This window comes from Pseudomonas sp. CCI1.1 (assembly GCF_034348165.1).
GTDB lineage: Bacteria > Pseudomonadota > Gammaproteobacteria > Pseudomonadales > Pseudomonadaceae > Aquipseudomonas > Aquipseudomonas paracarnis.
Genome location: NZ_CP133780.1, coordinates 3,099,155 through 3,123,855, shown reverse-complemented (window position 1 = coordinate 3,123,855; position 24,701 = coordinate 3,099,155). Strand labels below are relative to the sequence as shown.

Annotated in this window: 24 protein-coding genes; 14 read left to right on the top strand and 10 right to left on the bottom strand. The window is 60.2% G+C overall.

All coding sequences use genetic code 11. The features are described 5' to 3' along the window. Positions 1-561: 561 nt before the first annotated feature. Positions 562-1,980 carry an amino acid permease gene (locus tag RHM69_RS14030; RefSeq protein ID WP_014719679.1) on the top strand — a complete coding sequence of 473 codons (1,419 nt, stop codon included), beginning with the start codon at positions 562-564 and terminating at the stop codon, positions 1,978-1,980. Between the two features lie 107 nt (positions 1,981-2,087). Beyond that, positions 2,088-2,501 carry an alternative ribosome rescue aminoacyl-tRNA hydrolase ArfB gene (gene arfB / locus RHM69_RS14025; protein WP_003193787.1) on the top strand — a complete coding sequence of 138 codons (414 nt, stop codon included), beginning with the start codon at positions 2,088-2,090 and terminating at the stop codon, positions 2,499-2,501. Here arfB and RHM69_RS14020 read toward each other — a convergent pair. Next, complete coding sequence (locus tag RHM69_RS14020; protein ID WP_014719678.1) at positions 2,498-3,694, bottom strand: MFS transporter; 1,197 nt, start codon at positions 3,692-3,694, stop codon at positions 2,498-2,500. The two genes, arfB and RHM69_RS14020, sit on opposite strands and share 4 nt — an antisense overlap. A gap of 103 nt (positions 3,695-3,797) precedes the next feature. Further along, on the bottom strand, positions 3,798-3,980 hold the full coding sequence (locus RHM69_RS14015) for a hypothetical protein (RefSeq protein ID WP_014719677.1): 183 nt from the start codon (positions 3,978-3,980) through the stop codon (positions 3,798-3,800). Between the two features lie 14 nt (positions 3,981-3,994). Between RHM69_RS14015 and RHM69_RS14010 the strand changes: the two genes are divergently transcribed. Then, positions 3,995-4,333 carry a hypothetical protein gene (locus tag RHM69_RS14010; RefSeq protein ID WP_019819373.1) on the top strand — a complete coding sequence of 113 codons (339 nt, stop codon included), beginning with the start codon at positions 3,995-3,997 and terminating at the stop codon, positions 4,331-4,333. A gap of 10 nt (positions 4,334-4,343) precedes the next feature. Here the strand turns inward: RHM69_RS14010 and RHM69_RS14005 are convergent, their stop codons facing one another. Further along, the gene (locus RHM69_RS14005) at positions 4,344-4,655 is read right to left on the bottom strand and encodes a DUF962 domain-containing protein (RefSeq protein ID WP_014719676.1); all 312 of its coding nucleotides are present in this window, start codon (positions 4,653-4,655) and stop codon (positions 4,344-4,346) included. A gap of 160 nt (positions 4,656-4,815) precedes the next feature. On the opposite strand from RHM69_RS14005, the gene RHM69_RS14000 reads away from it, so the two are divergent. Further along, positions 4,816-5,874: an AraC family transcriptional regulator gene (locus RHM69_RS14000; protein ID WP_200599574.1), complete on the top strand. Its 1,059-nt coding sequence runs from the start codon at positions 4,816-4,818 to the stop codon at positions 5,872-5,874. Here RHM69_RS14000 and RHM69_RS13995 read toward each other — a convergent pair. The 7 genes from RHM69_RS13995 to RHM69_RS13965 all read right to left on the bottom strand — a co-directional run bounded on the left by RHM69_RS13995 (position 5,831) and on the right by RHM69_RS13965 (position 13,410). Further along, positions 5,831-7,285 carry a TrkH family potassium uptake protein gene (locus RHM69_RS13995; RefSeq protein ID WP_003193780.1) on the bottom strand — a complete coding sequence of 485 codons (1,455 nt, stop codon included), beginning with the start codon at positions 7,283-7,285 and terminating at the stop codon, positions 5,831-5,833. The two genes, RHM69_RS14000 and RHM69_RS13995, sit on opposite strands and share 44 nt — an antisense overlap. A 303-nt stretch (positions 7,286-7,588) precedes the next feature. Next, entirely contained in the window at positions 7,589-8,926 is a 1,338-nt protein-coding gene (locus RHM69_RS13990) for an imelysin family protein (RefSeq protein ID WP_014719674.1), read from the bottom strand. 126 nt (positions 8,927-9,052) lie between these two features. Then, a complete protein-coding gene (locus RHM69_RS13985; protein ID WP_200599576.1) occupies positions 9,053-11,104 on the bottom strand; it encodes a putative bifunctional diguanylate cyclase/phosphodiesterase in 2,052 nt (683 codons plus the stop codon). A 183-nt stretch (positions 11,105-11,287) separates the two neighbouring features. After that, positions 11,288-11,476 (bottom strand): hypothetical protein, encoded by a 189-nt coding sequence (locus tag RHM69_RS13980; RefSeq protein ID WP_019819367.1) that lies wholly within the window; start codon positions 11,474-11,476, stop codon positions 11,288-11,290. A 152-nt stretch (positions 11,477-11,628) separates the two neighbouring features. After that, positions 11,629-12,225 carry a superoxide dismutase gene (locus RHM69_RS13975; protein ID WP_014719672.1) on the bottom strand — a complete coding sequence of 199 codons (597 nt, stop codon included), beginning with the start codon at positions 12,223-12,225 and terminating at the stop codon, positions 11,629-11,631. Between the two features lie 178 nt (positions 12,226-12,403). Further along, positions 12,404-13,003: a LysE/ArgO family amino acid transporter gene (locus RHM69_RS13970; RefSeq protein WP_014719671.1), complete on the bottom strand. Its 600-nt coding sequence runs from the start codon at positions 13,001-13,003 to the stop codon at positions 12,404-12,406. Between the two features lie 5 nt (positions 13,004-13,008). After that, complete coding sequence (locus RHM69_RS13965) at positions 13,009-13,410, bottom strand: ACT domain-containing protein (RefSeq protein WP_014719670.1); 402 nt, start codon at positions 13,408-13,410, stop codon at positions 13,009-13,011. Positions 13,411-13,507: 97 nt separating this feature from the next. Between RHM69_RS13965 and RHM69_RS13960 the strand changes: the two genes are divergently transcribed. The 10 genes from RHM69_RS13960 (at position 13,508) to RHM69_RS13915 (ending at position 24,669) form a co-directional block, all read left to right on the top strand. Then, positions 13,508-14,401 carry a LysR family transcriptional regulator ArgP gene (locus tag RHM69_RS13960; protein ID WP_003193773.1) on the top strand — a complete coding sequence of 298 codons (894 nt, stop codon included), beginning with the start codon at positions 13,508-13,510 and terminating at the stop codon, positions 14,399-14,401. 52 nt (positions 14,402-14,453) lie between these two features. Beyond that, positions 14,454-15,452: an NAD-dependent epimerase/dehydratase family protein gene (locus RHM69_RS13955; RefSeq protein WP_014719669.1), complete on the top strand. Its 999-nt coding sequence runs from the start codon at positions 14,454-14,456 to the stop codon at positions 15,450-15,452. A gap of 127 nt (positions 15,453-15,579) precedes the next feature. Next, positions 15,580-16,404: an ATPase gene (locus tag RHM69_RS13950; RefSeq protein WP_200599578.1), complete on the top strand. Its 825-nt coding sequence runs from the start codon at positions 15,580-15,582 to the stop codon at positions 16,402-16,404. Positions 16,405-16,552: 148 nt separating this feature from the next. After that, positions 16,553-17,812, top strand: a complete 1,260-nt coding sequence (locus RHM69_RS13945) for an AGE family epimerase/isomerase (RefSeq protein ID WP_014719667.1) — start codon at positions 16,553-16,555, stop codon at positions 17,810-17,812. A gap of 104 nt (positions 17,813-17,916) precedes the next feature. Beyond that, positions 17,917-19,203 (top strand): ABC transporter substrate-binding protein, encoded by a 1,287-nt coding sequence (locus tag RHM69_RS13940; protein ID WP_003193767.1) that lies wholly within the window; start codon positions 17,917-17,919, stop codon positions 19,201-19,203. A gap of 181 nt (positions 19,204-19,384) precedes the next feature. Continuing rightward, positions 19,385-20,293, top strand: coding sequence for a carbohydrate ABC transporter permease (locus RHM69_RS13935; protein WP_003193765.1), 909 nt, complete (start codon positions 19,385-19,387; stop codon positions 20,291-20,293). Then, complete coding sequence (locus tag RHM69_RS13930; protein ID WP_003193763.1) at positions 20,286-21,131, top strand: carbohydrate ABC transporter permease; 846 nt, start codon at positions 20,286-20,288, stop codon at positions 21,129-21,131. The genes RHM69_RS13935 and RHM69_RS13930 overlap by 8 nt, the downstream gene beginning before the upstream one ends. Before the next feature lie 2 nt (positions 21,132-21,133). Beyond that, entirely contained in the window at positions 21,134-22,294 is a 1,161-nt protein-coding gene (locus RHM69_RS13925; RefSeq protein WP_072435172.1) for an ABC transporter ATP-binding protein, read from the top strand. Between the two features lie 85 nt (positions 22,295-22,379). Beyond that, positions 22,380-23,726 (top strand): carbohydrate porin, encoded by a 1,347-nt coding sequence (locus tag RHM69_RS13920; protein ID WP_003193760.1) that lies wholly within the window; start codon positions 22,380-22,382, stop codon positions 23,724-23,726. Between the two features lie 97 nt (positions 23,727-23,823). Continuing rightward, positions 23,824-24,669 (top strand): D-hexose-6-phosphate mutarotase, encoded by an 846-nt coding sequence (locus RHM69_RS13915; protein WP_014719664.1) that lies wholly within the window; start codon positions 23,824-23,826, stop codon positions 24,667-24,669. The last annotated feature ends 32 nt before the right edge of the window (positions 24,670-24,701 follow it).

Below are 24,701 nucleotides of genomic sequence, written 5' to 3'. Positions count from 1 at the left end.
GAAATGCAAAAAATTTATTGACACGGTTTCATTTGGATTTTTTCTTCTGTTTTTCAGCAGATTTTTTTATTCAGGCAAAACAGTGAATTGGCTGAAGCGATTCTTCAGGCATTGCTTACCGACAGAATTCCGTTGAGGGTTGCCAAAGTCTGGCTGTAACGCGGATTTTCCGGGGTGTAACGATAGATTTACGCAACTGCCCTGGCTTTGTTGGGGGGCGCGCCGATGTAAGCATTAGCTGACAGAATCGCCCGTGCACTTTCCCGGTGCGTGCCGAAGCTGTCGAGCGGTGTACAATGCGCCGCGTTTTACTGTGACCCCCCTTGCGTACCCACGCAAAAGGCCAAGACCTCAGGGTTTGATCCCCCTGATCACTCCGCCTGGCCACGAGCCGGACGGGTTCGATTTCGTCACAGATAAAAACAAACAGGTGACGCATGACCATTAGAAAGACGCTGTACTCCTGGTGCCTGCGCTGGGGTTTGAGCGGCGCTGCTTGAGTCGGTAATTCAAGGCAGCAACCTGCATTCAACTCTTCAAACCTTGCGTGAGACCCTTTTCATGAGTGGACCCCATTCTTCTTCAGGCGAGCTGAAACGCGGCCTGAAAAACCGGCATATCCAGTTGATCGCCCTCGGTGGCGCCATCGGCACCGGCCTGTTCCTGGGCTCGGCCGGGGTGCTCAAATCCGCCGGCCCTTCGATGATCCTGGGCTATGCCATCTGCGGCTTTATCGCCTTCATGATCATGCGCCAGCTTGGCGAAATGATTGTCGAGGAGCCGGTCGCCGGCTCCTTCAGCCACTTTGCCCACAAGTACTGGGGCGGTTTCGCCGGCTTCCTCTCGGGCTGGAACTGCTGGATTCTGTACATTCTGGTGGGTATGTCGGAGTTGACGGCCGTCGGCAAGTACGTGCACTACTGGTGGCCGGAGATCCCGACCTGGGTCTCTGCTGCGGCGTTTTTCGTGCTGATCAACGCGATTAACCTGGCCAACGTCAAAGTCTTCGGTGAAGCCGAGTTCTGGTTCGCCATCATCAAGGTGGTGGCGATCGTCGGCATGATTGCCCTGGGCAGCTACCTGCTGGTCAGCGGCAGCGGCGGCCCGCAAGCCTCGGTCAGCAACCTGTGGGAGCATGGTGGTTTCTTCCCCCATGGCGTCGGCGGTTTGGTGATGGCCATGGCGATCATCATGTTCTCCTTCGGCGGCTTGGAAATGCTCGGTTTTACCGCCGCTGAAGCCGATCAACCACGCACCGTGATCCCCAAGGCGATCAATCAGGTGATCTACCGCATCCTGATTTTCTACATCGGTGCCCTGGTGGTGCTGCTGTCGCTCACCCCGTGGGACAGCCTGCTGGCGACCCTCAACGCCTCCGGCGATGCCTACAGCGGCAGCCCGTTCGTGCAGGTGTTCTCGATGCTGGGCAGTAACACCGCCGCGCATATCCTCAACTTTGTGGTGCTGACGGCCGCGCTGTCGGTGTACAACAGCGGCACCTACTGCAACAGCCGCATGCTCTTGGGCATGGCCGAGCAGGGCGACGCGCCCAAGGCCCTGGCGAAAATCGACAAGCGCGGCGTGCCGGTGCGTTCGATCCTGGCCTCGGCGGCGATCACTCTGGTGGCGGTGCTGATGAACTACCTGATGCCCCATGACGCGCTGGAACTGCTGATGTCGCTGGTGGTGGCCACGTTGGTGATCAACTGGGCGATGATCAGCTTCTCCCACTTCAAGTTCCGCCAGCACATGAACCGCATTGGCCAGGTGCCGCTGTTCAAGGCGTTGTGGTACCCGTATGGCAACATCATCTGCGTGGCCTTTGTGGTGTTTATTCTGGGCACCATGCTGATGATTCCGGGCATTGACCGCTCGGTGTACGCGATCCCGGTGTGGGTGGCGTTCATGGGCGTTTGTTACTGGGTCAAGAACAAGCGGGCGCAGCAGTCCATGGATATGGCGGTCCCCGCGGTGAAGTAAGCGTCAATGTTGTTAAGCAGACCCGGCCTTGTGCCGGGTTTGTTGTTTGAGGGGATGGCCAAGGTGCATTCGCGTATCCTAGGGCTTCTTCCGGAGGACCGTGTTACATGCTGGTGATTTCCAACAACGTACAGCTGCCCGATGCCGAGATTGAGCTGACCGCCATTCGCGCCCAGGGTGCCGGTGGGCAGAACGTCAATAAAGTGTCGAGTGCGGTGCACCTGCGGTTTGATATTCCGGCGTCTTCGTTGCCGGAGTTCTACAAGGAACGCTTGCTGGCACTGCGTGACAGCCGGATCACCAGCGAAGGCGTGCTGGTGCTCAAGGCCCAGCAATATCGCACCCAGGAGCAGAACCGCGCCGATGCGCTGGAGCGCCTGGTGGAGTTGATCCAGAGCGCCACCAAGGTCGAGAAAAAACGCCGTCCGACCAAGCCTACCCTGGGCTCGAAGAAACGCCGCCTGGAGTCCAAGACCAAGCGCGGCAGCATCAAGGCCGGGCGCGGCAAGGTCGACTTCTAGGCGTCGCGTGTTTCGCGGGCCTTGGGCGCCTGGCGGTACAGGTAGACGCTCAGCAGCAAACCGGCGAAAGCGGCGAGGGCGGCGAACAGGAAGATCGAGGCAAAGCCAAACCCGGCCGCCACGGCGCCCGCCAGCGGCCCGGTGATGCCCAGGGACAAGTCGATAAACAGCGAATAGGCGCCCACCGCCGAGCCACGGCTGGAGGCCGGCACCAGGTTGACGGCCTCCACTCCCAACGCCGGGAACACCAGGGAAAAACCGAAACCGCTCAACGCCGCACCCGCCAACGCCAGTTGGGCATCCGGCGCCAGCCACAGCAACAGCAGGCCCAGTACTTCCACCGACAGGCAGGCGATTGCGACGCGAAAACCACCAATGCGGTTGATCAAATTGCCAAACAGCAAGCGCGCGCCGATAAAACTGGCACCGAACAGGCTCAAGGCCCACACCGCGTTATCCCAGTGCTGGGTGCTGTAATACAACGTGATAAAGGTGGCGATGGTGCCAAAGCCGATAGAGCCCAATGCCAGCGCGCAACCATGGGGGAGCACGCGGCCCAGTACATTCATGAACGGCAAACGGATGCCGGGCACAATCGGCGCGGCTTGTTTTTTCCAGGCCAACACCACACCCAGTACGGCCAACAGAATGATGCTGACGCCCATGCTCCACAGCCCCAACTGGCTGACCAGCAGCACCCCCAACGGCGCGCCGACCGCCAGCGCGCCGTAGCTGGCGATGCCGTTCCAGGAAATAACCTTGGCCGTGTTCGCGGCGCCGACACGGCCAATGCCCCAGCCAATCGCCCCCGAACCCACCAGGCTTTCAGCGCTGCCCAGCACTAGCCGACCGACCAGCAGGCAGCCGAGGCTCAGAGCCGGCAGGCTGGAAAACCACGCCGCAAACAACATGAACACGCCACTCAAGCCGCAGCCCACCAGGCCGATCACCACGGCGCGCTTGCTGCCCAGGTTGTCGATGATCTTGCCGGCATAGGGGCGGCTCAGCAGGGTTGCCAGGTATTGCACGCTGATCACCAGCCCGGCAATGACGGCGCCATAGCCCAGCTGGCTATGGACATAGCCCGGCAATACGGCCAGGGGGATGCCGATATTCAAATAGCCGATGAAGGTAAACAGCACGATGGAAACAACTTGCAGCGTGACCGCCATGGGGCGCTGGGTATCTGGCATGGGAGAGATCCACTGTCGCAGCAGGTAAAGATAGGCTGCTAATGATACCGGCGCGCAGGCCGGGCAGGGCGGCAAAAATGTAAAACGTCAGCTCTAAAGCCGATCAAGCTTGGGTGGGGGCCAGCAATTGAGTGGTCACCAGGGCAGCCAAAGCGTTTTCCTGGGTGCCAAAGCGCTTGAGCAGTGCTGCTTGCTTGTCGGCACTGAGGCGGTTCCAGACTTCGACCATCTGCAAGGCAGCGTCGAGTACAGCGGCGTCCGGCGTGTCGGAAGGGGAGGTGGTCATAGTGAAGGTCTCGGATGATTCAGGCAGTGTGGAAAGCGCTCAAAGGCGCGCTTTCCACACGGTCTGGTACGGCGTCAGTCCCGGCTTTCGCGCTCGACTGGTTTTGCTTCTTTGGCCTCAGGCTGCTTGTCGCTGGCCTGCTGCGGTGTTGGCTGCTCAGTTGGGTGCAGGCTTGGGAAGGGGAGATTAGGTATCTCGTGCATCGTGGTCGCTCCTCGCAAGGTCTGTTTTTTCAATCGCAGGTGATTCCGCGCTCTCAAAAAGCCTTGGCAGGATACAGCACCGTAAATGACAAAAAGACTTTTATCTCGACGTATGCACAATTTTTAATGGTTCAGACGCAAGTGACATGAGGTCACACCCCTAGAACGGCACCTTGCCCAGAATCATGTCGCGGTACATCACAAAATCTCCCAGCAAGCTGTAGAACGGGTGTTGAAAGGTGGCGGGACGGTTCTTTTCGAAGAAGAAGTGACCAATCCAGGCAAAGCTGTAGCCCGCGAGCGGCAAGGCCAGCAGCAGGACCCATGAACCTCTGCCGATGGCGTACGCAAGAATGCCGATCACCAGGGTGGTGCCGATAAAGTGCAGGCGTCGGCAGGTACTGTTGCCATGCTCGGCCAAGTAGTACGGGTAGAACTCGGCAAAACTGTTGTATTTCTTGATGTTTTCCACGGTCACCGGCCCTCTGGTTGTTGTGCCGCCAACGGGTGTGCGGCGGGGAGCTTATTTGAGTCTAGAGTGATCAGTGGTAACAGCCAGTGACAATAGATGCCACTTTAGTATCCTTGGCTTCCTGGCTGCCGTTTGAGCCTGCTTTCAACAAGAAGACGCCATGAGCGAACGAACAACTTCTGCAAGCTGGGCGATGGGCATCGTCAAGGCGCTGGAAATGGATGGCCTGGATTGCCGTGCCTTGTTCAAGCAACTGGGCCTGGATTATGCGGCCCTCAGTGATCCCGATGCGCGCTTCCCGCAAGACGCCATGACCCGCCTGTGGCAACGCGCGGTAGAGGTGTCGGGTAACCCGGCGATTGGCCTGAACATGGGCAAGTTGGTGCGCCCGGCCTCGTTTCACGTTGCCGGTTATGCGTTGATGTCCAGCAACACCCTGGCCGAAGGCTTTATGCGATTGGTGCGCTACCAGCGCATCATCGCCGAAAGCGCTGATTTGAGTTTTCGACTGTTAACCGAAGGCTATGCGTTGATTCTGACGGTGCATGGCGATCACCTGCCGCCCACCCGTCAAAGCGCCGAAGCCTCGCTGGCCAGCGCCCTGGCCCTGTGTGGCTGGCTCACCGGGCGCACCCTGCAGCCCCGCAAAGTGCTGCTGCAAGGCGAGCAGCCAGCGGACCTGGCGCCCTACCAACAGGCCTTTCATGCGCCTTTGCAATTCAATGCACCCTATGACGCGCTGATTTTCGAGCAGGCTGACATGGAGGCGCCGCTGCCCACGGCCAACGAAGCCATGGCGCTGTTGCATGATCGCTTTGCCGGTGAATACCTGGCACGTTTTTCCGAAAGCCGGGTGACCCATAAGGCGCGTCAGGTGCTGTGCCGCCTGTTGCCTCAGGGCGAGCCCAAGCGCGAAGCGGTGGCCCAGACGCTGCACCTGTCCCAGCGCACCTTGCAGCGGCGTTTGCAGGAGGAGGGCACCAGTTTCCAGGCCTTGCTTGATGACACCCGGCGCGAACTGGCCGAGCAGTACCTGGCACAACCCAATATGACCTTGCTGGAAATCGCCTACCTGCTGGGGTTTGCCGACCCGAGCAACTTTTTCCGCGCGTTTCGCCGCTGGTTCGATGCCACGCCCGGCGAATACCGGGCGCGCTTGCAGCAAATGTCGTCGGTCAGTGACGCCAGAACGCCGGAATGCACAACACAAACACGGTGATGATCTCCAGGCGCCCCAGCAACATGCCCAGGGACAGGATCCACTTGGCGGCATCCGGCAGGGTGGCGAAGTTGCCGGCCGGGCCGATGGTTTCGCCCAGGCCGGGGCCGACGCCGGAAACGGTACTGGCGGCGCCGGTCAACGCGGTCATCCAGTCCACGCCCAGCAGTGACAGCGCCAGGGCGATCATGCAGATGGTGATGGCGAAGAAAAACGAAAAAGTCAGAATCGAGCGCACGATCTCCTCATCGAGGCGATGGCCGTTGTACTTCTGCTTGATCACCGCGCGGGGATGGATCAACTGGTTCAAGTTGGCCTTGAGCAGGATGTAGGCCACCTGGAAACGGAAGATCTTGATACCGCCTGCGGTGGAGCCTGAGCAGCCGCCGATAAAGCCCAGGTAGAAGAACAGCATCAGTGAGAAGTTGCCCCACAAGCTGTAGTCCCCCAGTGCAAAGCCGGTGGTGGTCACCACAGACGTCACGTTCAGCGCCACATGGCGCAAGGCATCGAGCCAATGCAGGTTGGTGGTCCACCAGTACCAGGTGCCGAGTACCAGCCAGGTCACCAGCAACAGGCCGAGCAAGCCTTGCACCTGCTGGTCCTTGATCAGCGCTCGACGGTTACCGCGCAAAGTGGCCACGTACAGGGCGAACGGCAAGCTGCCAAGGATCATTACCACCACCGCGACCCAGTGCACCGCCGGTTGTTTCCAATGGGCCAGGGACTCGTCCGAGGTGGAAAACCCACCCGTGGAAATCGCCGACATCGCATGGTTGATCGCATCGAACACGCCCATTCCGGCCCACCAGAAGGCCAGGCTGCCGAAGATGGTGATGCCCACATACGCCGCCACGATCAGGCGCGCCACCATGTGTGAACGAGGCATGACCTTTTCCGAGCGATCCGAGGATTCGGTCTGGAACAGGCGCATGCCACCAATGCGCAGCAGCGGGAGGATCGCCACCGCCATGCCGATAAAGCCGATACCGCCAAGCCAGTGCAGCAACGAACGCCACATCAAAATGCCCGGCGACATGCTGTCCAGGCCGCTCAACACGGTGGAGCCGGTGGCGGTGATGCCGGACATGCTTTCAAAGAACGAGTCGGTGTAGCTGATGTGCTGGGTCAGCAAAAAGGGCAGGGCGGCGAAGATGCACACCACCACCCAACTGCTGACCGTCAGCAGGTACATGTCCCTGGGGCGCAGGTGCACGTGCTCGGGGCGGCCAGGAATGACCAACGCCAACCCGGCGATAAAGGTGATCAGGCTGGCCCACAGGAACGAGGGCAGGTCGCTGGTGCGTTCGAAGATCACCAGGGTCGCCATCGGGATTACCATGGCGACCGCAAGGGTGATCAGGAAGATGCCGATGATGAAACCGATGATGCGCAGGGTCGGCAACGCCATGAAGTTCGCTCGGGTGATTGGGCAGAGGCGCCATTCTACCTGCGGTGCAGGTCTTGTAAACCGAGGGCCGCGGGTTGATGGAGAACCCCTGTGGGAGCTGGCCTGCCAGCCGGCGTATATTCACCTGACGCCTCGCAATCCAATGTGGGAGCTGGCTTGCCTGCGATGGCGGTGTGTCAGTTACAGATTAGTTGACTGAACCACCGCCATCGCAGGCAAGCCAGCGCCTACAGGGATAGACGCGGCAGTTATTGCGCGCATGAAAAAGGCGACCCGCAGGTCGCCTCTTTTAACTGTGCTTGATCAGAACTCGTGATCAGCGCTGTCCGGGTTCAGGTCACTGATACCCAGCTTGCCAGCAGCGGCTTCGATCGAACCGGTCTGCTTGACCAGGGCGGCAATCGAGTCACGCACGATCTGGTTGCCCTTTTCATTGTCAGCGGCGATCAACTGGTCGTAGTGCTCGCCGTTGTTGGCGTGGTCAACCATCACCTGGATCTTCGCTTCGGTGGCTGCCAGGTCAGCCTTGAGGGCTGCGTCGGCTGCCGGGTCGACCTTGGCCACCAGAGACGACAGGCTGGCGCCGGTCAGCTTGGTGCCGTCAACACGGGTGTATTCGCCCAGGTAGACGTTACGGATGCCCTTGGCGTCGTAGAAATGCGAGTAATGGGTGTTGTCGCTGAAGCAGTCCTGCTCGTCTTCCGGCGAGTTGGCTTCCAGGGACACTTTCATGCGCTCCCCGGCGAGTTCGCCCAGGGACAGGCTGCCCATGCCGAACAGCATTTTACGCAAACCGTCGGTGCCCGGTTCCGACTCCAGGGTGGCGCGGTAGTTGTCTTCGACGTTGGGCTTCCAGTTGTCGACCATTTCCTGCAGGTCGCTGACCAGCAGTTGGGTGACAGCACGCAGGTAAGTGCGGCGACGCTCGTTGTGACCGCCGGTTGCACCGTCACCGGTCATGTAGTCCGACGCCGGGCGGTTGCCCGCGCCTGGGCCGGTGCCGTTAAGGTCCTGGCCCCACAGCAGGAATTCGATGGCGTGGTAGCCGGTGGCGACGTTCGCTTCGGAACCGCCCAGCTCATTGAGGCTGGCGAGTTTTTCCGGGGTGATCTCCTTGACGTCGACCTTGTCTTCGCCCACCTGAATCTCGTTGTTGGCGATGATATTGGCGTTGGCACCTGGGTTGCCCAGCGCGTGCTCGTAGGACTTGTCGACGTAGTCGATCAGGCCTTCGTCCAGGGGCCAGGCGTTCACTTGGCCTTCCCAGTCGTCGATGATGGTGTTGCCGAAGCGGAATACTTCGCTCTGCAGGTAGGGTACGCGTGCGGCGATCCAGGCGGTACGGGCCGCTTTCAGGGTTTCGTCGTTCGGGTTGGCGAGGAAAGTATCGATTGCGGTCTGCAGGGTTTTTGCGGTGGATTCGGCATCGCTGTACACCGCAAACACCATGTCTGCGTAGTGCGCGACCACGGCCTTGGCGGCTGCTTCGTCGACCTGGCCTGCCGGGGCAGCCGCCGGTGCGGTAGTGCTGGCGGCAGCGGGTGCCTGGGGCGCGGCGGCCTTGTCTTTACCTTCGCCGCAACCGGCGAGAGAAATGGCAATGGCCAGCAGACTGGCGGTGGCCAGGGGCATACGAATCATGGCGAACATCCTGCTTCGGTTGTTGAAAGGGCGCGCGGGGAGCGCAAACGCTGCGACATAATGCGAAAGATTTGCATTTTGTGTAAAGGCTTATACGCGGGAAATATTGAGTATCGAAGTGTAAATTCAAAGACTCACGGCGTTATTACGTTCGGACTGCTTCAGATAAGCCGTCAACTCCCGGGCCTGCAGCGGTTTGCTGTAGTGATAACCCTGCCCTTCATGGCACCCCTCGGAGATGATGTAGGCCTCCTGTTCGGCGGTCTCCACCCCTTCGGCAATCACCTGCATGCTCAGGCTTTTACCCAATTGGATAATGGCGCGCACGATGGTTGCGTCATCGTCGTCGTCCTGCAGGTCCTGCACGAAGCTCTTGTCGATCTTGATCTTGTCCAGTGGCAGGCTTTTGAGGTAACTCAGGGAGGAATAGCCGGTGCCGAAGTCATCAATGGCGATCAGCGCCCCGGACCGACGCAGGCTCAGCAGATGCTGGGCGGCGGTGCTAATGTCTTCCATCAGGCCGGTCTCGGTGACTTCCAGCTCCAGGCTGCGTGGCGGCAGGCGATAGATCTGCATCAGGTTGTTGACCACCCTCGGCAACTCGGTGTGGTGCAGTTGCACCGTGGACAGGTTGACGGCCATGCGCAGCGCCGTGAAACCCTGGTCATGCCATTCGCGCAATTGCCGGCACGCTTGGTCCAGCACCCATTCGCCAATGGGAATGATGGTGCCGTTCTGTTCCGCCAGCGGGATAAACAAGTCCGGCGGTACCAGCCCATGTTCCGGGTGTTGCCAGCGCAGCAGGGCCTCCACGCCGACCACCTGATGGTCGCGATAGCTGATTTGCGGTTGGTACACCAGGTGGAACTGCTCGCGGCTCAGGGCATCGCGCAGGTCTTTCTCCAGTTCACGGCGCCGGCGCATTTCGCTGTCGACGCTGGCGATATAAAACTGATAGCGGTTGCGCGAGCGGCTCTTGGCCAGGGTCATGGTCTGCTCGGCTTTTTGCAGCAACTTCTCGGTGCTGTCGCCATCTTCCGGAAACAGCGTGATGCCGATGGTGGCGCGCAGGCGGATCAGGTCGTGGTCGAGGGCGAATTCAGCCTCCAGGTCATCGAGGATGCTTTGTGCCAGTTCGGCGGCCTCGTAGGGCTGGTCGATATCGGCTTGCACCAAGGCGAACTGGTCGCCGCCCAGGCGGGCGAGCGTGCCCAGGCGGCCACTATGGGCGCGCAGGCGGTCGGCCAGGGCCAGCAAGAGTTTGTCGCCGGCCTGGTAGGTGAATTGCTCGTTGACGCTCTTGAAGTCATCCAGCCCCACGCATAACACCGCGACACGGCGTTGCCGGCGGCCAGCGTCCGTTAGGATCTTGTCCAGTTGCGCCTGCAACTTCTGGCGGTTCGGCAGGCCGGTCAGGAAGTCGTACTGGGCCATGCGCAACAGGCTGGACTCGGCCTCGTGCCGCAGGTGGGTATTGCGCTCAATGGATTCGAGCAATTGGTTGGCGGTGTTTATCCACTGCCCCAGTTCGTTGCGTTCATGACCCTTGAGCTGAGGGATCTTGTGCTCGCTGGGGCGGTCCGGGTTGATCGAGGTCAGGTGTTGGAGCATCCGCGACAGCGGTTTGGTCAGCATCCAGTGATACACCAGGTACAGCACCAGCCCCATGACCAGGGCGCGCAATACGCCCGAGATAAAGATGATGACCGAGCTGACCAGGAAACTTCGGCCATAGGTGGCGGTGTCGAGGGTGATGCTCAGGTCGCCGTAATATTCGCTGTAGGGGCCCTTGCCGACTAATGCGGTAGTAAAGGATCGTTCCTGGCCAAGAATCAGGTCGGTCAGCCAGCGGCTGGGGGACCGCTGTAAAGGGCGGCTTTTTTCCGCCAACATGGTCTCGTTGGGATGGCCGATAGAGGCCATGCGCACAGCATCGTCCTGGAACAGACCTTCGATCACCTGCATGCCCATCTCGCGATCCAGGCTGTACACGGCCTGGGTCGAGGGGTCGCGAAACATGTCGAGGATGCGCTGGGCATCGCCCGCCACGGCCTGGCGTGTCTTGTAGGCATCAAAAACGATCTGCGCCACGCTCAGCGCCACACCCACGATCAAGGCCGACAGCAGCACAACCCGTAGCAACTTCACCGACAAGCTGTTCTTGAGTTCCAGCTTCAAAGGGGCATTCCTTGTCTCATGCGGGTGGCCGTCAATATGCCATGAGTATTGGCAATCTGGGGAGGGCAGTCAAAGGGACATTACTGTGGGAAGGGGGGTGGCGCTTTGCAGCGACGGTGGGCAGGAAAACGGCGGATGGAATCCGCCGTGAATGTTGCCTTGCGGGGGCAAGTGGTTGTTTGATTAAAAATTAATCTGTGGTGGGGCAGATGACTGTGGATCCGCGCCCAGTTGGCCGCCTTGGGCTCCGTCCGTGACACGGTCCATCACGTCCTTGAGTAGATCCATTCCCATCTCGGCCGCTTTTCCTGCAATGGGCAGTGCCACCGAGGCGGCGGCGCCGGCGGCGGCCATCATCGAAACTGGTTCCATAGTTGACTCTCCTGCGTTGGACGAGAGGTGTATTCCTCTCTTCGACTACGTGGCCGGTTCGTCTCAATGAGTTCCATTTTTTCGGCCGATCCACACTCGTCGCCCAAAAAAAAGCCCGGCAATCGCCGGGCTTTTCCTACTGCAAGCATCGCTTAGGCAGTGAAGGCCTTGCCTTCGAACTGCTCAGCCACGAACTTCCAGTTGACCAGGTTCCAGAACGCTTCCACATACTTTGGACGCACGTTGCGGTAGTCGATGTAGTAGGCGTGTTCCCACACGTCGCAGGTCAGCAGCGGGGTGTCGCCGTTGGTCAGCGGGTTGCCGGCGCCGATGGTGCTGGCCAGGGCCAGGGAACCGTCAGCCTTTTTCACCAGCCAGCCCCAACCGGAACCGAAGGTGCCAACCGAAGTCTTGGTGAACTCTTCTTTGAACTTGTCGAACGAACCGAACGCAGCGTTGATGGCTTCAGCCAGCGCGCCGGTTGGTTGACCGCCGGCGTTTGGCGCCAGGCAGTTCCAGTAGAAGGTGTGGTTCCAGACCTGAGCGGCGTTGTTGAAGATACCGCCCGAGGAAGACTTGACGATCTCTTCCAGGGTCTTGCCTTCGAACTCGGTGCCAGGCACCAGGTTGTTCAGGTTCACGACATAGGTGTTGTGGTGCTTGTCGTGGTGGTACTCCAAGGTTTCCTTGGAGATGTGCGGCTGCAGGGCATCGTGTGCGTAGGGCAGCGGCGGCAATTCGAAAGCCATGATGATTCTCCTAATCAGGTCAGTTGCGGTGAGCGCAAGGCCGATCACGGGCGGCCAAACATGCGCCGGGGAGTTTGTACTCTTTGCGGCGCAGGGGTCCGATCATAGCACCGGGGGTGCGGCATAACCACGCAACAACTGTGTGGGATAGAGGTTCCAGAGCGTTTTGGAATATTGCTCAGGCGCTGATCAGTTGATAGGCCACCCAGAACATCATTACCGCGACCAGCAGGTCCAGCAGGCGCCAGGTGGCCGGGCGTGCCAACCAGGGTGCCAGCCATGCCGCGCCCAGCGCCAGGGTGGAGAACCACAGGAACGAGGCACTGGCTGCTCCGGCTACATAAGCACCCGGTTCGGTTTGTTGCGCGCCCAGGGAGCCGATCAGCAGGACGGTGTCCAGGTAGACATGGGGGTTGAGCAAGGTGACCGCCAAGGCGCTCAGCAGCACGGCGCGCATTGAGCGTGTCTTGAGGCTGTCGCTTTGGTCCAGGCTCTGTTTCGAGCAGGCCCTGCGTAGCGCGCATGCGCCGTACCAAAGCAAGAACGCTGCGCCGCCCCAGCGTGCCACCGCCAGCAGTATCGGGCTTTGCGCCAGCACGGTGGCCAGCCCGAATACCCCGGCGGCTACTAAAATCGCATCGCACACGATGCACAGCGCCGCCACCGGTAAATGATGTTCGCGGCGCAGGCTTTGTGCCAATACAAAGGCATTTTGGGTGCCGATCGCCATGATCAGGCCGAGAGCGACCAGCAATCCGTTCACATAGCTTTGCCACATAGGGTTTACTCCGCGTTCGCTGCCAATTGCCGCAATACGTCCATGGCCCGCTGGGCATCGGCGCGGCCGACGAACAGGTGGTCGTGGTAGTAGCCGGCAATCACGTTGCAACTGATACCGGCTTGGCCCAGCGCGCTGGCGAAGGCGGCGGTCAGGCCCACGGCTTCAAGGGCGGAATGCACATTCAGGGTGATCCAGGCGGCAAGATAGTCGAAGCTCAACCCAGCCTGTTCGGCCTGTTGTCGTTCGACAATCACCGTCAGCCCTTCCTGTTCACGAAAACTGCCGATGACCTCGCAGCCCGCAGGGATACGGTTGTCGGGAAGGGTGCAGAACACATAGTCGCCGTCATTCAACTGCGGGCTCATGCTGCGCAATAAAGTGGTCAGGGCGGTTTCGCCAGCCATGTGAGGTTTCCTTAAGTGGGGAAGCAATGCTGGTCATTTTCACGGGAGAGCCTGTATAAGAAAAACCAATATTGCTGATCGCTCATTAGAGAAACTGATGTTCGACTATAAATTGCTTTCTGCCCTGGCGGCGGTGGTGGAACAAGCCGGCTTTGAGCGCGGTGCCCAGGTGCTGGGGCTGTCGCAGTCAGCCATCTCTCAACGCATCAAGCTATTGGAAGCGCGCATTGGCCAGCCGGTGTTGATACGCGCCTCGCCGCCGACGCCCACCGATATCGGCCGGCGCTTGCTCAACCATGTGCAACAGGTGCGCTTGCTGGAGCGTGACCTGCAAAGCCAGGTGCCGGCCCTGGACGAGGAGGGCATGCCCGAGCGTCTGCGCATTGCCCTGAATGCCGACAGCCTCGCCACTTGGTGGGCCGAGGCGGTCAGCGACTTCTGCGCCGAACAGCATTTGCTGCTGGACCTGGTGGTCGAAGACCAGACCGTGGGCCTCAAGCGCATGCGCGCCGGTGAAGTGGCGGCCTGCATTTGCGCCAGCGAGCGTCCCGTGGCCGGTGCCCGCAGCCTGTTGCTGGGCGCCATGCGTTATCGGGCCCTGGCCAGCCCGGCCTTTCTGGCGCGGCATTTTCCTGGGGGCGTGCGGGCTGACCAATTGGCGCGCACGCCTGCGCTGGTGTTCGGCCCGGATGATTTCCTGCAGCACCGCTACCTGGCGTCCCTGGGCGTGGACGGTGGTTTCGAACACCATCTATGCCCGTCATCCGAAGGCTTTATCCGCCTGACAGAAGCCGGCCTGGGCTGGGGCTTGGTGCCTGAATTACAGGTGCGTGACCAGTTGGAAACCGGCGTGCTGGTCGAGTTATTGCCAGATAAGCCCATCGATGTGCCGCTGTACTGGCATCATTGGCGCAGTGGCGGGCAACTGTTGGGCTTGCTGACCGACCATCTGGCCGATGTGTGTGGTCATTGGTTGGTGCCGTTGGAGTGATGGCGCGCGTCAAGGCAAGAGCGATGAAAAACGAAAGAACACGGAGTACGACATGAAAATTCTGGTCACCGGCGCAAGCGGCTTCATTGGCGGGCGCTTTGCGCGCTTCGCCCTTGAACAAGGCCTGGACGTGCGGGTCAACGGGCGGCGCGCCGAGGGTGTGGAGCACCTGGTACGGCGCGGTGCCGAGTTTATCCAGGGTGACTTGAATGATGCCGACCTAGTGCGCGACCTGTGCCGCGATGTCGAAGCCGTGGTGCATTGCGCCGGCGCCGTCGGGCTGTGGGGCAAGTACCAGGACTTCCACCAGAACAATGTGCTGGTCACCGAAAACGTCGTCGAGGCCTGCCTGAAACAGCGCGTCGGGCGCCTGGTGCACCTGTCGTCGCCGTCGATCTACTTTGACGGTCGCGACCATCTGGGGCTCACCGAAGAACAAGTGCCCAAGCGTTTCAAGCATCCCTATGCCGCCACCAAATACCTGGCTGAGCAGAAGGTCTTTGGCGCCCAAGAGTTCGGCCTGGAAGTGATAGCCCTGCGCCCACGATTTGTTACCGGGGCCGGCGATATGAGCATCTTCCCGCGCCTGCTGAAAATGCAGCGCAAGAACCGCCTGGCGATCGTCGGCGACGGCTTGAACAAAGTCGACTTCACCAGCGTGCATAACCTTAACGAGGCGCTGCTCAGCAGTTTGCTCGCCACTGGCTCGGCCCTGGGAAAAGCCTACAACATCAGCAACGGCGCACCGGTGCCGATCTGGGATGTGGTGAACTACGTGATGCGGCAAATGGAGCTGCCCCAGGTGACCCGTTACCGCTCCTACGGTGTGGCCTACAGCGTGGCGGCCCTGAATGAAGCCTTCTGCGCGATGTGGCCGGGGCGGCCGGAACCGGCGTTGTCGCGCCTGGGCATGCAGGTGATGAACAAAGATTTCACCCTCGACATCAGCCGCGCCAGGCATTATCTCGACTACGAGCCCAAAATCAGCCTGTGGGCCGCGCTCGACGAGTTCTGCAGCTGGTGGAAAGCCCAGGACCCGGGCCGCCAATAAGCTCATAAGCAGCAACACTTCGGGAACCCAATTCCAGGTTCCGAGTCGATCCATGCGCCGGGAGTGCGGTTTATACTCCTGCCGCTCGGCTTTGCAGCCAGCCATCTCATTGATTCAGGGTAGATTCATGCGTAACGATGCTAAAGACGACTTCGACAACGTTCCCAGCCTGCGGGCCGATACTGGGGATGACGATGATTTCGTGCCGACCGCCGCGACGTCGGTGCGTTCGCGAACGACGCCCGTGGTCAAGGTCAAGAGCGCCAGCACTGGCCCGTTGTGGGCACTGGTCGGCGCGCTGTTGATTGCCTTTGCAGGCCTGGCCTGGTGGAGCTTCCAGCAGATCTCCCTGATGGGCCAGCAGTTGGTTGCCACCCAGGAAAGCTTTGCCCGCATCAGCGAGGAAGCGGCGGGGCGCCTGCAGGCGATTTCCGGCAAGGTCGTGGCCAGCGAAGCCAATGTGAACAACGGCAGCGAAGCGTTGAAGCTGCAGATCAAGCAACTCGAAGCCCAGTTGCAGGAACAGGGCAAGCAACAGTTGGGCGTCGCGGGTCAAGCCACCGAACTGGACAGCCGCCTGGCCCAGATGAGTGCCAGCACCGCCGAACTGACAGCGGCCAATACCAAGCTGCAAGGCCAGGTGCAGGCCCTTACTGACGCTGTCGCCAGCCTCACGGCAGCACAGGCCGAGACCAAGGGTCTGGCCACCGATGTGGCGGCCTTGAAGAAACAAGGCAACCCTAGCGCGGCCATCGCCCGTCTCGAGCAGGACTTGCTGGTGCTCAAGAGCGCTCAGGAAAACCAGCCGGCCAATATCGACGCGCCGACCAACAAGGAATTCGACGTGTTCCGCATCCAGACCACGCGCAATATCACCACCTTGCAGAGCCAGGTGCAGAACTTGAATCAGCGTCTCAATGCGCCTGCTGCGGCCACACCACTGGGTCAATGAACGCGAAATCGTCCTCTGTAGGAGCGAACAAGCTCGCTCCTACATGGATTGTCACCGCTCGGTGACATTTCTTCTCCCCTTCGTTACTTGCCCATCCCGCGCCCTTGTTTAGACTCCGGTCATCCCAAAAAAACAATAAGGGCCACCCATGACCACCCATCCACTGCCTGCCAGCAGTTGGCTGAATGCACCTGCCCATCACGCTTGGCTCGCCGCAGAAGGCCAGCGCCTGTTGGCGTTCGCCAAGGCATCGCGCCTGCCGGACGGTTTCGGCAACCTCGACGATAAAGGCCAGTTGCCGGCCACTGCCCGCGCCGAAACCATGAACACCGCGCGCATGACCCACAGCTTTGCCATGGCCCATGCCATGGGGTTGCCGGGTTATGCCGAGCTGGTGGCGCACGGTGTGGCAGCGCTCAGCGGCCCGCTGCGTGACAGTGAGCACGGTGGCTGGTTCGCCGCGCCCCAGGCGGCTGATGGCAACACCGGCAAGGCCGCCTACCTGCACGCCTTCGTGGCCCTTGCCGCCAGCTCTGCCGTAGTGGCCGGCGCGCCGGGTGCGCGCACATTAATGAACGACGCCGTCCATATCATCGACCAGTTCTTCTGGAGCGAAGAGGAGGGCGTCATGCTCGAATCCTTTGCCCGAGACTGGAGCGGCGTCGAAGCCTACCGTGGCGCCAACAGCAACATGCACGCCACCGAAGCTTTCCTGGCATTGGCCGATGTCAGTGGTGATACACGTTGGCTGGACCGTGCGCTGCGCATCGTTGAACGGGTGATCCATACTCATGCCGCTGGCAACCAGTTCATGGTCATCGAACATTTCGATACGCACTGGAAGCCGTTGCTCGGTTACAACCAAGACAACCCTTCCGATGGCTTTCGCCCTTACGGCATCACCCCAGGCCATGGTTTTGAATGGGCGCGGTTGCTGCTGCACCTGGAAGCTGCGCGCCTTGAGGCCAAGCTGGCCACGCCGGACTGGCTGGTGAGCGACGCCAAAGGCCTGTTCGCCAGTGCCTGCGAGTACGCCTGGGCGGTGGATGGTGCGCCGGGCCTTGTCTACACTTTGGATTGGAACCAACGCCCAGTAGTACGCGAGCGCCTGCACTGGACCCATGCCGAAGCCAGCGCCGCTGCTCAGGCGCTGCTCAAACGTACCGGTGAGCTGCATTACGAAACCTGGTACCGACGTTTCTGGGAGTTTTGCGAAACCCACTTCATCGACCGGCTCCAGGGCAGTTGGCACCACGAACTCAGCCCGCACAACCAACCCAGCAGTAATATCTGGGGCGGTAAACCTGACCTGTACCATGCCTGGCAAGCGGTAGTGCTGCCTGCACTGCCCTTGGCACCCAGCTTGGCCAGTGCATTGGGCGGCGGATGCTATGTCACCAAGTGGTGACATTTGTGCGTCCCTTTGTTACCTGCGCCCTGAAAATCCATGTTTAAACTCCGTGCAGCGCAAGCTCTAGACTTGCATGCATAACAACAAGAAAAGGTACTCAGATGAACGCGATTAATCGCCTCGCCGTCGCTATTTCCATTGCCTCGTTGTTCCCCCTCAGTGCATTTGCCGCCGACTCCAAAGGTACGGTGGAAGTGGTGCATTGGTGGACCTCGGGCGGTGAAAAAGCGGCTGTGGATGTCCTGAAGGCCCAAGTTGAGAAAGACGGCTTTACCTGGAAAGACGGTGCTGTAGCAGGCGGCGGTGGCGCCACTGCCATGACCGTGCTCAAAAGCCGCGCGGTTGCTGGTAACCCGCCAGGCGTTGCCCAGATCAAAGGCCCCGACATCCAGGAATGGGCGTCGACTGGCCTGCTCGACACCGACGTGCTCAAAGACGTCGCCAAAGAAGAAAAATGGGATTCGCTGCTCGACAAGAAAGTCTCCGACACCGTGAAATACGACGGTGACTACGTGGCCGTGCCGGTGAATATCCACCGCGTGAACTGGCTGTGGATCAACCCGGAAGTCTTCAAGAAAGCCGGCATCACCAAGAACCCAACCACCCTCGAAGAATTCTATGCAGCGGGCGACAAGCTCAAGGCTGCAGGCTTCATTGCGCTCGCCCACGGCGGCCAGCCTTGGCAGGACAGCACCGTGTTCGAAGCGGTGGTGCTCTCGGTGATGGGCGCCGATGGCTACAAGAAAGCCCTGGTCGACCTGGATAACGGCGCATTGACCGGCCCGGAAATGGTCAAGGCCCTCACTGAACTGAAGAAAGTCGCGACCTACATGGACGTCGACGGCAAGGGCCAGGACTGGAACCTGGAGGCTGGCAAGGTCATCAACGGCAAGGCCGGCATGCAGATCATGGGTGACTGGGCCAAGTCCGAATGGACTGCGGCCAAGAAAGTCGCCGGCAAGGATTATGAGTGCGTAGCGTTCCCGGGCACTGATAAAGCCTTCACCTACAACATCGACTCCCTGGCGGTGTTCAAGCAGAAAGACAAAGGCACTGCCGCGGGCCAGCAGGACATCGCCAAAGTGGTGCTGGGTGAAAACTTCCAGAAGGTGTTCAGCATCAACAAGGGCTCGATCCCTGTGCGTAACGACATGCTGACCAAGATGGAATCCTACGGCTTTGATTCCTGCGCCCAGACCGCCGCCAAGGACTTCCTGGCCGACGCCAAGACTGGCGGCCTGCAGCCAAGCATGGCGCACAACATGGCCACGACCCTGGCGGTACAGGGTGCGTTCTTTGATGTCGTGACCAACTTCATCAACGACCCGAAAGCCGACCCGGCCGATACCGCCAAGAAGCTGGGTGCTGCGATCAAGTCAGCCAAGTAAGACTTGGTAGCGGATTTTTGTGGGAGCCGGGCTTGCCCGCGATGCAGGCAACTCGGTGTGCCGGTTACACCGAGGTGATGCCATCGCAGCGGTGCGACGATTCGACAAGCCAGCTCCCACACAAACCGCGTTCGACAAGAGACTCACCTTGTAGTCCTTTTTCCCTGTACTGGATTTTCCCATGAGTTCTGTTGCTGTGTTCAGCAAGGCCTCGCCATTCGATGTGCTGCAGCGCTGGCTCCCTAAACTGGTGCTGGCGCCGAGCATGTTCATCGTGCTGGTGGGCTTTTATGGCTACATCCTGTGGACGTTCGTGCTGTCGTTCACCACCTCGACCTTCCTGCCCAGCTACAAATGGGCGGGCCTGGCGCAGTATCAGCGGCTGTTCGACAACGACCGCTGGTGGGTGGCGAGCAAGAACCTGGCCGTGTTCGGCGGCATGTTCATCGGTATCACCCTGGTGATCGGCGTGCTGCTGGCGATTTTCCTCGACCAGAAAATCCGCCGCGAAGGCTTTATCCGCACCATTTACCTGTACCCGATGGCGCTCTCCATGATCGTCACCGGTACCGCCTGGAAATGGTTGCTCAACCCGGGCATGGGCCTGGACAAACTCCTGCGGGACTGGGGCTGGGAAGGCTTCCGTCTCGATTGGCTGATCGACCCGGACCGCGTGGTCTACTGCCTGGTGATTGCCGCTGTGTGGCAAGCCTCCGGCTTTATCATGGCGATGTTCCTCGCTGGCCTGCGCGGTGTTGATCAGTCGATCATCCGCGCTGCGCAGATCGACGGCGCGAGCCTGCCGCGTATCTACTGGAGCGTGGTGCTGCCCAGCCTGCGTCCGGTGTTCTTCAGTGCGGTGATGATCCTGGCGCACATTGCGATCAAGAGCTTCGACCTGGTGGCGGCAATGACCGCAGGCGGCCCGGGCTACTCGTCCGACCTGCCGGCGATGTTCATGTACTCGTTCACCTTCAGTCGCGGCCAGATGGGCATGGGCTCGGCCAGTGCAATCCTGATGCTCGGTGCGATCCTCGCGATCATCGTGCCGTACCTGTATTCCGAGCTGAGGACCAAGCGTAATGACTAGTCTCGCCGCCAAACCTGCCATCAGCCTGAGCCGCATCGCGATCTACGCGGTGCTGATCCTGGCGGTGCTGCTGTACCTGGTGCCGCTGGTGGTGATGCTGCTCACCAGCTTCAAGACCCCGGAAGACATCAGCACCGGTAACCTGCTGAGCTGGCCCACCGTGGTCAGCGGCATCGGCTGGGTGAAAGCCTGGGCCACCGTGGATGGCTACTTCTGGAACTCGATCAAGATCACCGTTCCTGCTGTGCTGATCTCTACCGCTATCGGCGCCTTGAACGGCTACGTGCTGTCGTTCTGGCGCTTCCGCGGTTCGCAGCTGTTCTTTGGCCTGTTGCTGTTCGGCTGCTTCCTGCCGTTCCAGACCGTGTTGCTGCCCGCGTCGTTCACCCTCGGCAAGATGGGCCTGGCCAGCACCACCACCGGCCTGGTGTTTATCCACGTGGTCTACGGCCTGGCGTTCACCACGCTGTTCTTCCGTAACTACTACGTGAGCATCCCGGATGCGCTGATCAAGGCCGCACGCCTGGACGGAGCGGGGTTCTTCACCATCTTCCGCCGGATCATCCTGCCGATGTCGACGCCGATCATCATGGTCTGCCTGATCTGGCAGTTCACCCAGATCTGGAACGACTTCCTGTTCGGCGTGGTGTTCTCCAGTGGCGACTCCCAGCCCATCACGGTGGCGCTGAACAACCTGGTCAACACCAGTACCGGGGCCAAGGAATATAACGTGGATATGGCGGCGGCGATGATCGCCGGGCTGCCGACCCTGCTGGTCTATGTGATCGCAGGCAAGTATTTCGTGCGCGGCCTTACGGCTGGCGCGGTCAAGGGGTAATCATGGCTACGCTTGAACTTCGCAATGTAAACAAGACTTATGGCGCCGGCCTGCCCGACACCTTGAAGAACATCGAACTGTCGATCAAGGAAGGCGAGTTCCTCATCCTGGTCGGCCCGTCGGGCTGTGGTAAATCCACGCTGATGAACTGCATCGCTGGCCTTGAGACCATCACCGGCGGCGCGATCATGATCGGTGATCAAGACGTGAGCGGCATGAGCCCCAAGGACCGTGACATCGCCATGGTGTTCCAGTCCTACGCGCTGTACCCGACCATGAGCGTGCGCGAGAACATCGAGTTCGGCCTCAAGATCCGCAAGATGCCGCAAGCCGACATCGACGCCGAAGTGGCGCGCGTGGCCAAGTTGCTGCAGATCGAACACCTGCTCAACCGCAAGCCGGGCCAGTTGTCCGGTGGCCAGCAACAGCGCGTGGCCATGGGCCGTGCCCTGGCGCGCCGGCCGAAGATCTACCTGTTCGACGAACCGCTGTCCAACCTCGACGCCAAGCTGCGCGTCGAGATGCGTACCGAAATGAAGCTGATGCACCAGCGTCTGAAAACCACCACCGTCTACGTGACCCACGACCAGATCGAAGCGATGACCCTGGGCGACAAAGTGGCGGTGATGAAGGACGGGATCATCCAGCAATTCGGCACGCCAAAAGAAATTTACAACGACCCTGCCAACCTGTTTGTGGCAAGCTTTATCGGTTCACCACCGATGAACTTCGTTCCCATGCGCCTAAAACGCCAGAACGGTGATCTGGTGGCGGTGCTCGACAGCGGCCAGGCCCGTTGCGAGTTGGCGTTGGGCATGAATGACGCCGGGCTGGAAGACCGCGATGTGATCCTGGGCCTGCGCCCGGAGCAGATCGTGCTGGCAGCGGGCGAGGGTAATGGCTCGTCGAGCATTCGTGCCGAAGTCCAGGTCACCGAGCCGACCGGCCCGGACACCCTGGTGTTTGTGCAGCTCAACGACACCAAGGTCTGCTGCCGTTTGGCGCCGGACGTGGCACCGCAAGTGGGCGAGACCCTGACCTTGCAGTTCGACCCGGCCAAGGTATTGCTGTTTGACGCCAAGACCGGTGAGCGGTTGGGCACAGTGGCTTCATTGCCGGCACAGGGGCATGCCGACAATGTGACCCAGTTCAAGGGCCGTTAAGCAAGATAAGTGATTGTTTTAATTAAAAAATGTAACCCGCGTTAGATAAAAACAGTTTAATAACAATAAAGACGAGGATGTAGGGATGAAAAAGCAACACAACAACACCCGGCTGATCTGCCAACTGTCAGCGGCAGCAGCCCTTGTATTGTCCGCCAATGCGATGGCGGCCGATGCATTCAGCGCTGATTCCAAGTGGATGACCGGCGATTGGGGCGGCGAGCGTACCAAGCTGATCGAGCAAGGTATCGACATCAAGGCCGACTACGTGGGCGAGATGGGCTACAACGCCCACGGCGGCTACAACGACGACAAGACCGGTCGTTACTCCGACCAGTTCGGTCTGGGCGTGGCACTGGACCTGCAAAAACTGTGGGGCTGGGATAACACCCAGGCTAAGATCCAGTTGACCAACCGTAATGGCCAGAACATCTCCAATGACCGCATTGGCGACCCGCGTGCCGGCACCTTGAGTTCCTCGCAAGAAGTGTATGGCCGTGGCCACATGGTGCGTTTGACCCAGTTCTGGATTCAGCACCAGATGTTCGACAACAAGCTGGACGTGAAGCTCGGTTACTTCGGTGAAGGCGAAGACTTCAACACCTTCCCTTGCGACTTCCAGAACCTGTCGTTCTGCGGCTCCCAGGTCGGTAACTACGTCAATACCTGGTACAACTGGCCGGTCGCCCAGGCCGCTATCCGCGTGAAATACAACATCACGCCTGAGCTGTATGCGCAAATCGGTGCCTACAACCAGAACCCGTCGCAGCTGGAGCACGGCAACGGCTTCAAACTCAGCGGCAGTGGTACCAAGGGCACCGTGATTCCGGTGGAATTGGTCTGGTCGCCGAAGGTTAATAACCTGCCGGGCGAATACCGTGTGGGTTTCTATAAAAGTGCGGCCGATGCTCCGGATGTACGTGAAGACGTCAACGGTAACGATGCGGTCCTCAGCGGCGCCGACTTCCGTACCCGCAGCAGCAAGAAAGGCTACTGGTTCGTTGCGCAACAGCAACTCACCACCCATAACGGCGACGCTTCCCGTGGTTTGAACATTGCCGCCAACGCGACCTTCCATGACAAGGAAACCAACCTGGTCGACAACTACCAGTCGTTGATGCTCGTGTACAAAGGCCCATTCGACGCGCGTCCAAAAGATGACGTCGGCATTGGCGTCGCTCGCCTGCATGTCAACAATGATGTGAAGAAAAACTCGGAGCTGCTCAACGACGCCAGGGGCGTGAGCGACTACGACAATCCGCTGTACACGCCGATTCGTGAGACTGAGTACAACGTCGAACTCAACTACGGTTTCCACGTCACCAACTGGCTGACTGTGCGTCCGAACCTGCAGTACGTTGTCCAGCCTGGCGGCGTGGATAAAGTCGACAACGCGCTGGTAGCGGGCCTGAAAATTCAGTCTACGTTCTAACGCTGTTGCGATAAGCTCCTCTCTCTGTGCGCATTTGCGGGTAGCCATGGCTATCCGCTTTTTTTTGCGTGGCACTGTGATATTCGGGACCTGGCACATGCACGAGCAACCGCTGCAACGCTTTTTCAAATCCCTGCGCGAGCGTCCGGTGTTCGCCTGGGAGCGCTTTCAGATGCGCGATGTGTTGGTGATCGACCATCCGCTGTGCCAGGCGGTGTTCAGTCGCCAGGGTGCGCAATTGCTGCACTTTCAACCCACCGGCCAAAAGCCGTGGCTGTGGTGTGCCGCCAAATGGCCGCAAGTCGGGGCTATCCGTGGTGGCGTACCGGTGTGCTGGCCGTGGTATGGCCGTCACCCCAGCGAAAATGCCTGGCCTTCCCACGGTTGGGCCCGCTTGATCGACTGGAAACTGCTCGACAGCAGCACTGACGATGACGGCGTGCGCCTGCACTGGCAATTGCAACTGTGCGACTGGCAGGTGGACTTGCACGCACACTTGGGCGAAACCCTGGAACTGCGCCTGAGCACCGAGCATCACGACGAGCTGCCGTGCCAGTTGAGCCATGCATTGCACGCTTACTGGCGTATTGGTCACGTTGACGAGGTAGCGCTGTCTGGGCTCGAAGGGGCGCAGGGTTATGACCAGCTCAATCGCCAGGTTTGCCAGCAGGAAGGCGAATTGCGGGTCGATGGCGGATGCCAGCGGGTGTTCCAGCATGAGGGCGAACTGCAGCTCAAGGACCACGCCTGGCAGCGTGAACTGTGCATCGACACCGGCGACAGCGCCGACACGGTGGTGTGGCACCCGGGCAGCCGGCCGCTGTTGGGCGTGAGCTTTAACGAAGCGTCGGGGTTTGTGTGTGTGGAGGCGGCGATGGCGGCGGCGAGCCTGGCGCCGGGGGAGAGGGCGCATTTGAGTTTGCAGGCCAGGGCAGGGGTTTAGCGGTGTGGCTGATGGCGCTATCGCAGGCAAGC